Source organism: Sporosarcina sp. USHLN248 (genome assembly GCF_037144575.1).
GTDB lineage: Bacteria > Bacillota > Bacilli > Bacillales_A > Planococcaceae > Sporosarcina > Sporosarcina contaminans.
On the sequence record NZ_JBBCZC010000002.1, the window covers coordinates 97,785 to 112,927 of the forward strand.

Sequence of the window (15,143 nt, forward strand, 5' to 3'; positions counted from 1 at the left end):
CACGGGAGAAATGAAGTCACCAATCGTCTTCTTTGAAGATCGTCCGGATTCCATTTCATAAAGAGCGGACAGGTGATTATGAAAAAGCAAAATATCATTGCCATTATCTTGCTGTTTATCATTGCGCTGACGGCATTGCGACTTGGATGGGTTTGGAAATATCAAACTGCACATGACTCGCTGATTGAGAAGGGAATATTGGATCTTCGTCATTCGAATTTCAATGAAGATGAAGTAGTTTTATTGAAAGGAGAATGGCTCTTTTTTCCTTCTGAATTTCTCACTTCTGACGAAATTAGGGAAAAAGCAGAGGGAAATACTGTAATGGTTCCGGGAAATTGGGAGAAGGGATTTCCAAAAGATGAACAATTCCCGAAAGGATTTGGGACATATCATCTTCGTATACTTTTACCGGACGCGGAACAGCAGGCTTTCCGGATGTATGCAAAGCAAATAAAAGTGGCAGCGAATGTCTTCGTGAATGGTGAATTGAAGAGCAGTAGAGGGAAGATAGCTGAAAACGACATACTTGCCATTTCGGACTACCGACCGATGGACATATGGCTTGAGCCTGTGGATGGCGAAATCGATTTAACAATACAAGTGGCGAACTTTTCTTCAAATAAATCCGGGGGCATAACAGAGAATATACTATTTGGCAAGGAAGAAGCGATCGGAACGGCTAAGACGAAAACAGTGGCGACGCAATTTATCGCTGCTGCGATTCTTTTGCTGCATTCAATTTACGCGCTCGGGGTTTATGTCTTATTTTCACGACAGAAAGCATTGCTTTATTTATCATTGGCAACTTTCTTTGGAGGGCTATCCATACTTTTTGATGATGATCGAACGATTATGTATATTATGGAAGTCAATGGATATGAATGGCTCATTAAATTGAACTTAATGATGTATGTAATGGCTCTATTTTTTGCTTTCTATTTTATAAGATCCATCTTTCCGGAAGTTTGGGGTCGAGTGCGTTTTGGTAAAATGATCAATCCAATCATTTGTATGTATATGACAACCCTTCTGCTCTTGATTATATTGGCAGAAAGAAGTGTCTATAAATTTCCAATGGCAATCTTCATGCTCGGCATCCCTATCCTTATCGTAATTATCGTTTTCAAAGCTTTTGGGGACCGACGGGAAAGAGGCTATATATATTTGCTCTTAGGAGCGACAGCAGTCGGGCTAAGTGCTTTGTGGGGAATTATAAAAACCAATTTTTCATTAGTTTATCCATATTATCCTTTTGACATTTTAATAGGTATTGCTATGCTCACAATGTTTTTTGTCAATCAGTTTTTCAGGACCTCAAACGAAAATGAACGATTGGTTATCCGTCTGCAGAAGATGGATAAACAGAAGGATGATTTTCTCTCAAATACATCACATGAGTTAAGGAACCCGCTTCACGGCATCATCCATATTTCGGAAGCCGTATACGAAGCAGAGAAGAAAAGCATATCTGATGAGAGCCGCAGAAACCTAAAAATAGTCCAAACGCTCGGAAGGCGGATGTCTTACATTTTAGATGATTTACTTGATTTAACGAAACTGAAGGAAAATAGAATCGAGCTGCAGTTGAAAGATGTCAGCATTTCTGCAGTCGTCCTAAGCATATTTGATACTTTAAACCATTTGGCAGCTAATAAAAACATTGAGCTTTCCTTATCAATACCTGAACAAACTCCTTATGTGGAGGCAGATGAAAATCGGCTGTTCCAAATTCTATATAACTTAATTCATAATGCATTGAAATTTACAGTAGAAGGTAAAATTACCGTCACTGCTGACTGGGACGGTTCGTTTGTCAATATTCATGTAATCGATACAGGAATTGGCATAGATGAAGAAGTGCAACAATCAATATTTCTTCCTTATTACCAAGCCGATCCAAGCACAACGTCGATTGGTGGCGGCATTGGTTTAGGGTTAAGTATTTGCGACCAACTTGTACAGCTGCATGGAGGCACGATTTCTGTTCAATCAACATTAGGAAAGGGATCTACTTTTACATTTTCGTTGCCTAAAGGAAGCGGGAAAACAGAACAAACACAACAATTCCCTATCATACAGCCAATGCAGGAAATGAAGCAGACTACAAATGCAATCGATCGGAAACGTATTTTAGTCATCGATGACGATCCTTTGAACTTGGAAATTATCGAACGTCTTTTACAGTCAGAAGGCTACTTTGTGAAAACATGCCCGAACGGGAAAGCGGCTTTGGAACAATTGAACGGTACTGTTTGGGATTTGATTTTATCGGATATTATGATGCCGAGCATGTCGGGATATGAATTGACAGAGAAAATACGGAAACGCTACAGCATAACTGAACTCCCGATCTTATTAATAACTGCAAAAAGTCAGATGGAAGATATGCAAATCGGTTTTGCTTGTGGAGCAAATGATTATGTAACAAAACCAGTTGATAAGCGAGAGTTGCTAATGCGTGTGAAACTGTTGATTGATTTAAAAAGCTCCGTTAACGACCAGGTACGATTAGAAGCTGCTTGGCTGCAAGCGCAGATTCAGCCGCATTTTCTATTTAACACATTGAATGCGATCGCCGCCTTAAGTGAAGTAGATCTTCCGAAAATGATGAGGCTTTTGGATGAGTTCGGCAACTATCTGAACTCAAGTTTCATATTTCAAAATGTCAATAAAGAAGTGCCGTTGAAAAAGGAAATCGAACTGGTGAAATCGTACCTGTTCATTGAGCAGGCGAGATTCGATGATCGGTTAATTGCGAACTTTAATATAAATGTTCAATCAAAAGTAAACATCCCACCGCTGTCATTGCAAACGATTGTTGAAAATGCTGTAAGGCATGGTGTTCTCAAACGTCCGGAAGGTGGCACAGTAACGATTACAATTTTGGAGAAAGAGAATTATGTCATTATCGAAGTGGAGGATGACGGTGTTGGAATGTCAGATAAGCAAATTACAAACTTGTTTGTGGAAGAAAAACCTGGCAAAGGAATCGGCCTTATGAACACAAATAAACGTTTGAAGCAACTTTATGGCAAGGGTCTCTTTATTAAAAGTATAGAAGGGATCGGTACTTCCGTATCTTTCGTTATCCCAATAAAAGGATAAAGACGCCATTTTGGGCGTCTTTTCTTCACTCTTCTAATCCGATGGCAGTTTCATATAGTTTTTGAGTTGTCTGATCTGGCGTAATGCCGAGATCCTCTAACAAATTATTTGCGAATGTATGATAAATTGTAATTGCTTTCCCTCGATTGCCCATATCCATATAACAGTTCATTAGTTGCTGGATAATATGCTCAGAGTAAGGACTGTATTGCAATAAACGGTGTAAGTAGGTTATTTTTTTCTGCTCAGTACCTATTTTCATGTCATAGTAGGCAATTATTTTTTGCAGTAATTGCATGTATAGAGTACGGTAGTATTCGACTTTTGGCAATGCCCATTCATAGCCGTTTTGCTCCATATAGTCGCCTTTATAACGATCTACTACATATTCCAAAAATGCTATATTGCCTTCATTGACAGTCGTATGGTCATGAAAAGCTTGCTCCAATTCAATCGCATCACATTGGAATTTATCAAGTTCCATCGCATAGCTTTCATTTAGAAAAGTAAGGGCATCCGGGTAGCCGATTGACTTCAATGTTTTCCGTAAATAGGATATTGATGTATGCAATTGGACTTTCGCCTTGCCGTATTCGATGTCAGGCCAAATTGCATAGATGATCGAGTCTCGATGAATGTAGGTTTGGTGGTTTGCGATAAAAAATGCAAACAGCTCCCTCGCCTTCGCAGTTCTCCATTTCACGGGCGAATCGTCCTCGTATACGACAAATTCTCCGAAGCATTTGACCCGTAGGAGTGAATCTATGTGCTTGTTTTTGGCTTCCGTATTACTACTTGCTGTTAGTTGCCGTTCGAGTCTCGTAATTGTCTTTTGAAGCCGGTCCGTTAAAAGCGGTTTCAGTAAATAATCAATTGAATGAAGCTCGAAAGCCTGGACGGCATAATCTCTAAAAGCAGTGCAAAAGACAATTTGAATATCGGAATTCCAATCATGGATGATTTCAGCCAATTCCAATCCATTCAATCCGGGCATTTCAATGTCTAAGAAGGCAGTATTAAAATCAATGCGCCGCATTTCTTTCAAAACGTCAGTGGCATTTGTGAAAGCTTTTACGACTTCAACATTGTCAAAGTCATTCAATTTCCTTTGCAAATGTTGCAAAGAAAGCTTTTCATCATCAACAATGATCGTTTTAATCATACCATCCCTCCACATTTCCGCCAGAATTAACCTATTTCCATTATCGCAATTATCATTCTTCCAATCAAGATAGGGTTTTATGTTATCTATCTTGACCATGTATGAAAATAGGCCGTTGAAAACCTACTCGTTACGTCAGTAAATTTTCCTGCTTGTCTGAACCAATCCCGTTTGCGATACAATAGCTCCTGCCATGATAAATCCTCCCGTTACGCTAAAAACAGCCTCATAACATCGTCAACTAATCTTCCTTACTGCTGAAAACAGTTCAAGAGAGAATAAACCTTACCGAATAATACCATTATGCATAATCCCAATTTTTAAAGCGCCAAGCACAATAAAAATTCGATACATGGAGGAAATGCATATAGATCGTCATTTTCTCGAAATATAATAGAGTACAACCTTATATTGTGAGGGTGGTTGGTTATCACTTCTTCGTTGGAAGGAGGTGATTTCCATGGAGCTTTTCCTTGATTTTCTAAAAGAAGTTCTGAAAGGGATCATTCGCGTTACGAGCGGGCATTACTTTCAGATGAAATTTTTAGAAGAAAGGAAAACCACCCCCCGCCGTCACAAGCAAAAGGGTGGTTTTCAAAACAAAAAATAATTTTTGACAACCGCCACCCTGATGGTAGAGGTTGTAGGGAGAAGTGTTCAGTCACTTCTCTCTAATATTATATGCCTATCTTAAGAGATGATATACAATTTTTCAAATGAAATGGATGGCTTTTATCAAATATGCAGTCGTTGGAATCATCTATTGTATAGGCGATCTGCAATTCCTATATGGACAGGCAAAAATGCTAACTATATACTTGAAAGAGTTGAAGATTTCTGATTCTTGGTGAGGGGGGAGAGTTCGTGTCGATTCAGGCGATAATTTTCGATTTGGATGGAACGCTATTAGACCGGGATGCTTCGCTACTGCAATTTATTGATTATCAATACGAAGCAAGGAATGCTGCGATTGGCCATATTCCAAAAGAAATATTCACTAAGAAGTATGTTGAGTATGATGCCGGCGGTTATGTATGGAAAGATGAAGTGTACAAGCGATTGATTGATGAATTTACGATTGACTTGCCATTCGACGATTTACTAATAGAGTACACACAAGAATTTTTTCGTTTTTGCATTCCGTTTCCATATATGGAAAAAACATTGAATGAATTGAAAAAGAAAGGTTATAAAATAGGGATGATTACGAATGGCAGAACGGCATTCCAAAACGGCAATATAGATGCTTTGCGTATACGACATTTTTTTGATGAAATCTTAATTTCTGAAGAAGAAGGAATTAAGAAACCGGATAGCGAAATTTTTAAGCGGGCAGCAGAACGATTAGGAGTAGAGCGTGCGAATTGTGTATTCGTTGGGGATCATCTTGAAAATGACGTTCGGGCTTCGATTGCGGCAGGTATGATTGGTGTTTGGAAAAGAAATAAAGATGAAAAGCATAGTGAAGCGGAGTATATAGTAGATTGTTTGTCTGAAATTCCGCTGTTCATTGAAAAGAAATTAAAGGGGTCGGACTAACATGATCGATATTCGACAATTGGATTTGGAGAAAGATAGAAGAATCATTATTACTTCTGATATACATACGAATTTGCCATTATTTAAAAGACTACTTGAAAAAGTGGAGTATTCAACCGAAGATTATTTGTTCATTGTCGGTGACTTATGTGAGAAGGGGCAGGACAGTCTTAGTACCATTGCTTATGTTAGGGAGCTTTCCGCACAGTCGGATCGTGTATTCATTACAAAAGGAAATTGCGATGTTGTCCATGACTATGTCTTTAATAATGTAGAAGGCGTTAAAAATTATATGACGCAACGAAAAGATTCCATTTTGAATGAAATGCTTGCTGCGCAAGGCAAAAGTTTGGAGGAATTTGCCTCATTAGACGAGTTGGGACAGTTTTACCTCACGCATTACCGAGATGAAATCGAATGGTTGAATAGCTTGCCGATTGCTTATGAAACGAATGACTACATACTCATCCATGCTGGCATAGAAAATATACAGAATTGGAAAGAAACGACCTATGAAGTCGCTTTATATACACCCTCATTCTATGAAAAAGGACATCAAGCTGACAAAATAGTTATCGTAGGACATTGGCCAACCGTTAATTATCGAGCAAATACGGTTAGTTCAAACAATCCTGTCATCGATTTAGAAAACAGGATCATTTCGATGGACGGAGGAAATCGAATTAAAAGGGACGGCCAATTAAACGCCATCCTCATAGAAGGCGAAGAAATTTCTTATACATATGTTGATGACTTGAAAGAACAAGTTGTTTATGCAACTCATACTGATAAGACAGGGAGAATCGGCACCGTCACGTATCCGAATTATGAATTGAAAATTATTCGAGAAGAGCCTTTCTTTACGCTTTGTGAAAATAAAACACTCGGCATTGAGCAATGGATTAAGAATGAATTTATTCAGGATGGGGTTTGCAAAGGCGACATAAGCACAACAATGTTGTCTGTTCGTGAAGGAGAAACTGTATCGATTGTCCATGATCAATGCGAAGGCTATGTTTTAGTTAAAAAAGGCGACGGTACGGTCGGATGGATACCGAAAAAATGCTTGTCACCAGAAGTGCAAATACGGAAAGCTGTCGCTGGAGATGAACAGCAAATTGCTGACGTGTGCATCGATGCACAATGGGCAACTTACAGTGAAATATATGACAAGTCTTATATAGAAGGCGTCATTGAGAAGTTCTATACACCAGCGCGGATCCGGCAAGAAATTATGGAGACGAGCGAGGAATGGAACGGGTATTTTGTTGCTGTTCAAAATGGCAAAATTGTCGGTGCAATTGGCGGCGGTATGATTGATGCGAAAGTGGCTGAAGTTTTTGTCCTTTATTTAGACCCAACAATGCGCGGGCAAGGAATTGGCTCGAAACTGCTTTCTTATTTGACAGATATTCAAAAGCAATCTTATGGAGCGGAAGAACAATGGGTTTCCGTCACGAAAGGCAATGGAAAAGGCATACCTTTCTATGAGGCGCGCGGCTTTGTAAAAATGGAAGAGCGTATGAGTTATGAATCACGCCCAGAAGATCAAGCAGTTTCGCTACGAATGAAAAGAAAATTATGATTCATAGGGTACAAGCTATCTGCAAAATGGTAGCTTGTGCTTTTTAAATTACATGACAACTGTCATCTAAGACGATGACATTGCTTACTTAAAATCCATTTACCGTTCTCATATGATGGTTTACAAGGGGAGGGATTTCATGGTATGCACAATTGAAATAAGCAATCTAACAAAAAGTTTTAAAGGAAAGAAAGCTGTTGATGATGTTTCTTTTACGGTCAGCGAAGGGGAAGTTGTAGCGCTCTTAGGTCCGAATGGTGCTGGTAAAAGTACAACGATGCACATGATGTTAGGGCTATTAGAGCCGTCTGCAGGAACAGCGAAATTATTTGGTCTCGTTCCGAACGATCGGCGAGTTCGTGAGCGTATCGGTGTAATGCCGCAACATATCAACCTAATTGACGCGTTAAAAGTGAAAGAGCTCATCTCCTTGTTCAGGAATTATTATGCAAACCCATTATCGTTGGAGGAACTGGTCGGCATTACCGGGCTGACAGGAAATGAGTTAAGTAAACGGACGGATAAACTGTCAGGGGGGCAAAAAAGGCAAGTAGGTTTTATGCTATCGCTTGCTGGAAATCCAGATGTTCTTTTTTTCGATGAACCGACAGTTGGAATGGACAGTACAGTCCGTAAAAAGTTTTGGAAAAAGGTGAAGGAGCTATCGGCAGAAGGGAAAACAATTCTTTTTTCTACACATTATCTTCAAGAAGCGGATGATATTGCAACACGCATCATTTTATTCAACAAAGGGAAGGTCATTGCAGATGGATCGCCGGAAGAAATTAAAGTAAACCATTTACAGCAAACGGTCTCTTTTCGTGCGAAGGAGAGCATTCACGAAGGACAATTGGATAAGTTGCCGAATGTAAAAGCGGTAAATGTCGTGAACGGCTCGTATTCCATATTGACGGATAATGCAGATGCAGTTTTGGCAGAGCTATTTGCAATGAAGATTGGCATTAAGGATATTGGAATTAAAAGAGGTAGTTTAGATGATGTATTTGAACAATTGACGGACAAAGAGGGGGTTTCTTAAATGAAAATGTTAATGAATGAATGCAAAATTGAAGTACTCCGGATTTTTAGAAACCCATATTATGTTTTTTGGTCCTTGTTCATGCCAATATTGTTTTATTTCATTTTTACAAAAGTGTTGAATACAAATATGGATGATCAAGCGTTATGGAACCGCCACTTTCTAATGTCCATCGCTGTTTTCAGTGTGATGGGCAGTTCGATTATGACGTTAGGAATTCGAATGGTGCAGGAAAAAAGTTCAGGCTGGACGACGATGGTGAAAGTGACGCCACTTCCAAGTGTGAGTTATTTTTTTGCGAAAATGATTGGGCAGACATCGGTCCACATATTTTCGATCTTAGTTATTTTTTTAGCCGGTGTCGTCATTAATGGTGTATCGATGCAGATTCATGAATGGTTTTTTTCGGGCGCTTGGATATTAATTGGCTCATTTCCGTTTCTTGCAATTGGTGTGTTGATTGGTACGATGTCGAGAGTAGATACGGCTTCCGGGGTTAGCAATCTACTTTATCTTTCGATGGCGATAACAGGCGGCCTATGGATGCCAATGGAAGCATTGCCGAAAATTGTGCAGCAGATTGGGGAGTACTTGCCGGCTTTTCACTACGGCAGTGGCGCATGGTCCATTATACGCGGGGGCGTTCCCGAAATTAAAAATTTTGTGTTTTTGTTCATTTATCTTGTCCTTTTCATGGTATTATCGGCTTATATTAGAAGGAGACAGGAAGTGGTGTAATGGCGAAGAAAATCAAAGTTTTTCCGAAACGATTCGGCATGGCCCCTTATGTTTTTTTAGTTTATTTATTAATGCCGCTCTATTTTATAATACAGGAAGAAGGAGGAAAGGCAGCAATTGGCTATGCTTTATTGTTGCTTTTTCTACTCTCTTATCGGCAATTATACAATTGGAAAAGTGATGGAAAGTTCTCGTTATGGCTAATTGTGCAGGGTTGCGTGATCGTACTTCTTTCAATATTTTATCATCCCAATAATTTATTTTTAGGATTTTACATATCAAATTTCATTAGTTGGTATGAAAGAGAGAAAAACTTTAAACGGGCAATTGCCGTATTCACACTCGTATACGTAGGAATGATTTCCTATATAACGTATGCATATAACATTCAAAACGTGCTTTTCCAATTACCCTTTATCATTGTAATGCTCATTTCCCCTTTTGCAATCCGGAATATGAATGCGAAAATGGAGTTGGAAAGCCGGTTGGATGAAGCGAATGAACAAATTAGGACGCTCATTAAAAGAGAAGAGCGCATCCGCATCGCACGGGATCTTCACGATACATTAGGACATACTTTATCGTTAATTACATTGCAAAGTCAGGTTATTCAAAGAGTGGCTAATCATCCGGAAAAAGTGAAGACAGAAGCTGAGGGCATTGAAAGAACGTCGAGAACTGCACTTCAGCAAGTACGGGAACTCATTTCGGATATGCGGGTCATTACAGTTGAAGAGGAAATAGCTGAAGCAGAAAAGATTTTGCAAGCGGCGAATATACAGTTGCATCTTCATATGGAGGATGTGTTGCCCAATATTTCATTGTTGCAGCAAAAGATTATTGGGATGTGCATACGAGAAGCCTCCACGAATATTGTGAAACATAGTAAAGCGAATAATTGTTTTTTGCGAATCGAGCAGGATGAAAGCAAGCTGTCGTTGTTCATTCATGATGATGGGGTTGGAATCCGTGATCAGCAGTGGGGGAATGGTCTGAAAGGTATGGAAGAACGGCTTTCTCTAATAGAGGGAGAACTGTGTGTGGATTCTGAAAAGGGGACGATTTTGCGGATTTCGATACCCATTGTCGTCAAAACCGAGGAAGGGGTTGTTGTGCTATGATTCGAATCGTCATTGCGGAAGATCAGCGAATTCTTCGTGGTGCCTTAGGGACGCTATTGGACTTTGAAAAAGATATAGAAGTGATCGGTCAAGCGGAAAATGGAGAGATGGCATTGCAATTAGTGCAATCATTACAACCGGATATTTGTCTTTTGGATATTGAAATGCCTGTGAAAAGCGGTTTGGAAGTGGCGGATGAGTTGCAGAAAAATGGTTCCGCTTGCAAGGTAATCATTTTAACGACGTTTGCTCGCCCGGGCTATTTCGAACGTGCTATGAAGGCAAAGGTTCATGGGTATTTATTGAAGGATGGGTCCATTGACGAATTATCGGCGGCGATTCGCAAAGTAATGGCAGGTGGACGTGAATTTGCACCTGAGCTCATAATGAATACGTACCATTCGGATAATCCATTAACTGACCGGGAAATCGAAGTATTGCAGCTGTCCGTGGATGGGAAAACGTCTAAAGAAATTGGTGAGGAGCTGTTTTTATCAGCAGGAACAGTACGCAACTATATGTCTGAAATCCTTCAAAAAGTAGGGGCGAAAAATAAAATTGAAGCGATAGGCATTTGTCGAGAAAAGGGATGGATCTAGCGGATCTCAAATGTTAAGCAGGGGCAGTAAAAGATTGATTCGCAAACTGAATCGCCCGTTGTAACTCCACAACTGCTCGATCCGCAACTACACCCGCTGTTGCCTCCTACCGACCGCTCGATCCACAGTTACAAGCGCTCATTTCATCCTGCTAATCGCCCGATATGCAAATTCAACCGCCAAATGTAACTTCACAAAAATAAATACATATAAATTCCTTATTGACTCCAAATTTTTTATTTGTTACTCTATATTTATCTTTCAGAAAGTAGGTGATGTTTTATGGTGACAATCAAAATGGCTATTGTAAATAGGATTGGATCCATGCATTCACCTGCCATGCCTGTATAGAAGGCATGTTTATTCTGTTATGCGCGTGAAAGCATGGGATCCGATCGGGACCATGCTTTTTTATTTGCGTATAACAGGAGGAATTACAATTGAATCAGTTGATAGAATATGGTTGGAATGAAGAACGTCAAAAGTATTGGAACGATTACATCGTGTCTGGCGGAGAAAAAAATTACGTAGCCGGCCGTGTTACACTTGAGCATAAAAGGATGTATAGAGTTGCTACAGCAGAGGGAGAATGGCTATCTGTCTGTTCTGGAGCTTTTCAGCATGCGGCGTTTGAGCGGCGGGATTTCCCAGCAGTAGGGGATTGGGTAGCTGTAGAGAAAATGCCGGGCGAGGAGCGAGGGATTATTCATACAGTATTGCCACGAACTTCTCTTTTTTCAAGGAAAGCTGCGGGAACTACGATTGCGGAGCAAATGATCGCAGTGAATGTCGATATCGTTTTTCTTGTTATGTCTATGAATGATGACTTCAATGTACGGCGATTAGAACGTTACTTAGTGGCGGCTTATGATTCCGGCGCATTGCCAGTCATTGTCTTAACGAAAATGGATTTGTGTGACAATCCGGAATTGTATATAGAAGAAGCGCAGCAAACTGCAATTGGTTCAGATGTTGTAGCGGTTAGCGTCGTGACAGGAGATGGAATCGATACTCTATCTAAAATGCTGAAGAACGGAAAAACTGCAGCTCTATTAGGCTCATCGGGTGTCGGTAAATCATCGCTTATTAACGCTTTCTGTGGAGAGGATCGTATGGCGGTACAAGGGATACGGGAAGACGATGCGAAAGGTCGGCATACGACGACGCACCGTGAATTAATTAAAATTCCAACAGGCGGTATTTTAATCGATACGCCGGGCATGAGGGAGTTTCAATTATGGAATGAAAGTGAGAGCCTAGACTCAGGCTTCAAAGATATCGAGTCTTTAGCAGAAACATGCAAGTTCCGGGACTGTGGGCACCATTCAGAACCGGGCTGCGCCATTCAGGCAGCGCTTGAAGAAGGTATTTTGCCGAAGGAACGGTATGATAATTACTTGAAATTGCAAAAAGAACTTGCTTTCTTGGATAGAAAAATGGATCGTCAAGCGCAAATTGCCGAGAAGAATAAGTGGAAACAAGTAACGAAAGGAATGCGGAAGCACCCTTCAAAAAAGAAATGAATTTAAGGCCATCCTTTTTTGGATGGCCTGTTTTATTTTGAGGATATGTGCACGGTGGAAATTTATGAGCTTGTGTAGTGCTTTATGCTTTCTCGAATGAAATGAACAACCCGTGTTCTTTTAGGAACGCGGGTTTTTATGAATTCTTTCCTTTCGAAGATCTTCTTTCATATCATCCAAATTAATTGTATCGACTGTTTGCATATCTTCATGCATGTCGAAGAGGCTAATTTTGTCAGTCGGTATCTTTTCTGGATGTTCTAAACTGCTGAAATGAATTTTTTTATCCTGTTCTTTTCTAATTGAAATCCCCTCCTATCAATCCATTTATAGGATTAGCGGATTGTTGTTTTCTATACGGAGGTTTTTCAAACGATGATTTATATTTACTCTTTTATTTTTTTTCTATATGGCACAGTTGTTTTCTTTTTATTGCTTGCCAGTACTTTTTTGACGACCGGATAGACGACCGGTGCCCATTTGATGGCTGTACGGATGATTTTGCCGATTTTCATGCTGTTCGCCCTCTCAATCTTTTATGAATATTTTGCCCCTTTTTATGCAAAGTAAACCCTTTTCAAACTGTGGAAGTTTACGAAAAAGACAGGAATTCAATCCGTTTTTACAAAAACATGTATTATTTTCAAAGTTTCAGGGCAATACTTTGTGGAAATCGCTTAGAAAGGAGCAATTCAACTTGAAAAGATTACTATTCATGGTGATGGCTTTGCTTATAACTTTTTCCTATAGTATGATAGCTAACGCAGCGGAGGTTGATGTCGGGCTGACGGAAGGGGAAGAGGAAATAGATGAAACTCTTGCCAAAATACTGTATCCGCCAGTCGATGTTAGAGGGAATGACCAAGGCGTCAAAAGCGATGTTTTGGCAATGAACAGCTTGGATCCGTTCCCTCTACTATTTTATCATTCATTGCAAGCGCTTAATAACGAACCGGAGACGTATACTGTTCAAAATGGGGACAACTTATATCGGATTGCATTGAATCATAATATTTCACTATCTGCTTTGATGAGTTGGAACTCTTTAAGTGGAGAATTGATTCACCCAGGAGAAGTACTCATCGTGAGTGGAGATGAATCAGATATAGAAGAGATTCCTATTGTGAAAAATACTGAAACTGTCGTTTCTGCACCCCCGAAGGAAAAGAGCCAAGAACAAGGACAAAAATTGAAAACACCTGCATTTAAGGAAACTGTCAAAACTCCTCCGAGCTCGGAAGGTAAAGAAATGACGGTAACCGCTACTGCATATACAGCTTATTGTAAAGGATGCTCGGGAACAACTGCATATGGCATCGATTTGCGGACGAATCCAGATCAAAAAGTGATTGCAGTTGACCCTTCGATAATTCCTTTAGGAACGAAAGTTTGGGTTGAAGGATATGGAGAAGCAATTGCTGGAGATACTGGAGGAGCAATTAAAGGAAATAAAATTGATGTTTTCATTCCATCGTATGATAGTGCGATGGAGTGGGGAGTAAAAAAGGTAAAGATTAAAGTATTAAATTAAGTACGTAACGAGGCAGGCATTTCTGGAATATTTCCTAAATGCCTGTCTTTTCTATGTTACAATATTGATATACAGTATTTGCAATCAGGAGAGTGGGGATGCAAATGAATACGATGGATGAACAATTATTCAATTTTTTGCAAGAGAATATTGACCAAATAACTGATGAATGGCTTGCGCGCAGAGATAATATGGAAGGTACGATTTACTCATCAAAAGTGGGAGAAGAAGTCGAGAACATTCTTCGACAGCAAAATCAATTAACAAATTTAACGATTGCAAGCAGTCTATTGGATGACAAAAGTATATTTGAAGAGAATAAGCGAAAATGGGCGATTGTCGTTGCTGAAAGTAGAGTGAGCAGCAATACGCCCGTTTTTGAAGTATTGCAAGCATTGATGGAATTACGGAAAACGATTTGGTCCTTTGTAGAGCGATTTGTTGCACTGCACAATGACGAAATCGAGCGCCCGGATATTATAAAATGGGGCATTCATATTCACTCGGCTTTGGATGAGTTAAAGGTTCAATTTTCCAAAATGTACGATGAAATAATGAATAATCGGTTAAAAGCTCAGCAAAGTCTCATAGAGGAGCTGTATGCTCCAGTCATTCAATTGAATGAGTCAATCGGTGTTCTTCCGCTAATCGGTGATATCGATTCAACACGTGTTCAGTCAGTTATCGATGTTGTTCCACAAAAGTGTACGGATTTAGGTGTAGAACATTTGTATATTGACTTGTCCGGAGTTTCAATCATGGACACGATGGTAGCCAATTATATTTATCAGCTAACGCAAATATTGGACCTGTTAGGAATTGAGTCCACGATTACAGGTATTAGACCAGAAATTGCACAAACCTCTGTCCAATTAGGTTTGGATTTTTCTCGAGTTCAAACTTTCGGCTCTTTGCAATTAGCATTAAAAACACAATTCAATTCCTCGATTGAAAACGTAGAAGTATAACGTATAAAACAGTTGGAGAAAAACGAGTCATCTTTCTCCAACTGTTTTATTTTGGGATCCTATTCGATCCTATTTGAAGCTGCCGATGATTGATCTTTTTGCAACTATAACGTATGTATACTAAAAATTTGTTGGTAATCGTTTTTACTGCTTGTAATTCTTTATAACTATATTCAAGAAAAGGGTATTCAAGACTATGGATTTATGTTATTATAATAGAAAGATAATTC

13 protein-coding genes are annotated in these 15,143 nt (G+C 39.6%); 11 read left to right on the forward strand and 2 right to left on the reverse strand.

Translation table 11 applies throughout. The features are described from left to right. Positions 1 to 78 precede the first annotated feature (78 nt). The gene (locus tag WFH04_RS01455; RefSeq protein ID WP_336822271.1) at positions 79 to 3,108 is read left to right on the forward strand and encodes an ATP-binding protein; all 3,030 of its coding nucleotides are present in this window, start codon (positions 79 to 81) and stop codon (positions 3,106 to 3,108) included. Between the two features lie 25 nt (positions 3,109 to 3,133). Here WFH04_RS01455 and WFH04_RS01460 read toward each other — a convergent pair whose 3' ends face one another. Further along, on the reverse strand, positions 3,134 to 4,270 hold the full coding sequence (locus WFH04_RS01460; protein WP_336822272.1) for a response regulator: 1,137 nt from the start codon (positions 4,268 to 4,270) through the stop codon (positions 3,134 to 3,136). 460 nt (positions 4,271 to 4,730) lie between these two features. On the opposite strand from WFH04_RS01460, the gene WFH04_RS01465 reads away from it, so the two are divergent. The 8 genes from WFH04_RS01465 to rsgA all read left to right on the forward strand — a co-directional run bounded on the left by WFH04_RS01465 (position 4,731) and on the right by rsgA (position 12,414). Further along, positions 4,731 to 4,880: a hypothetical protein gene (locus tag WFH04_RS01465; RefSeq protein WP_336822273.1), complete on the forward strand. Its 150-nt coding sequence runs from the start codon at positions 4,731 to 4,733 to the stop codon at positions 4,878 to 4,880. Positions 4,881 to 5,134: 254 nt separating this feature from the next. Further along, a complete protein-coding gene (locus WFH04_RS01470) occupies positions 5,135 to 5,809 on the forward strand; it encodes an HAD family hydrolase (protein WP_336822274.1) in 675 nt (224 codons plus the stop codon). Between the two features lies 1 nt (position 5,810). Beyond that, entirely contained in the window at positions 5,811 to 7,394 is a 1,584-nt protein-coding gene (locus WFH04_RS01475) for a GNAT family N-acetyltransferase (protein ID WP_336822275.1), read from the forward strand. Between the two features lie 139 nt (positions 7,395 to 7,533). After that, positions 7,534 to 8,433: an ABC transporter ATP-binding protein gene (locus tag WFH04_RS01480; protein ID WP_336822276.1), complete on the forward strand. Its 900-nt coding sequence runs from the start codon at positions 7,534 to 7,536 to the stop codon at positions 8,431 to 8,433. Beyond that, complete coding sequence (locus WFH04_RS01485) at positions 8,434 to 9,171, forward strand: ABC transporter permease (protein ID WP_336822277.1); 738 nt, start codon at positions 8,434 to 8,436, stop codon at positions 9,169 to 9,171. After that, complete coding sequence (locus WFH04_RS01490; RefSeq protein ID WP_336822278.1) at positions 9,171 to 10,292, forward strand: sensor histidine kinase; 1,122 nt, start codon at positions 9,171 to 9,173, stop codon at positions 10,290 to 10,292. Before WFH04_RS01485 ends, WFH04_RS01490 begins: the two co-directional genes overlap by 1 nt. Continuing rightward, a complete protein-coding gene (locus tag WFH04_RS01495) occupies positions 10,289 to 10,891 on the forward strand; it encodes a response regulator (RefSeq protein WP_336822279.1) in 603 nt (200 codons plus the stop codon). The genes WFH04_RS01490 and WFH04_RS01495 overlap by 4 nt, the downstream gene beginning before the upstream one ends. Before the next feature lie 440 nt (positions 10,892 to 11,331). Beyond that, positions 11,332 to 12,414, forward strand: coding sequence for a ribosome small subunit-dependent GTPase A (gene rsgA / locus WFH04_RS01500; RefSeq protein ID WP_336822280.1), 1,083 nt, complete (start codon positions 11,332 to 11,334; stop codon positions 12,412 to 12,414). A gap of 386 nt (positions 12,415 to 12,800) precedes the next feature. Here rsgA and WFH04_RS01505 read toward each other — a convergent pair whose 3' ends face one another. Then, positions 12,801 to 12,929 carry a hypothetical protein gene (locus WFH04_RS01505; RefSeq protein WP_336822281.1) on the reverse strand — a complete coding sequence of 43 codons (129 nt, stop codon included), beginning with the start codon at positions 12,927 to 12,929 and terminating at the stop codon, positions 12,801 to 12,803. A 182-nt stretch (positions 12,930 to 13,111) separates the two neighbouring features. Here WFH04_RS01505 and WFH04_RS01510 point away from each other — a divergent pair, with 182 nt between their 5' ends. Both WFH04_RS01510 and WFH04_RS01515 read left to right on the forward strand, forming a co-directional pair. Next, positions 13,112 to 13,945, forward strand: a complete 834-nt coding sequence (locus tag WFH04_RS01510; protein ID WP_336822282.1) for a 3D domain-containing protein — start codon at positions 13,112 to 13,114, stop codon at positions 13,943 to 13,945. A 98-nt stretch (positions 13,946 to 14,043) separates the two neighbouring features. Next, positions 14,044 to 14,913 carry an STAS domain-containing protein gene (locus tag WFH04_RS01515; protein WP_336822283.1) on the forward strand — a complete coding sequence of 290 codons (870 nt, stop codon included), beginning with the start codon at positions 14,044 to 14,046 and terminating at the stop codon, positions 14,911 to 14,913. The last annotated feature ends 230 nt before the right edge of the window (positions 14,914 to 15,143 follow it).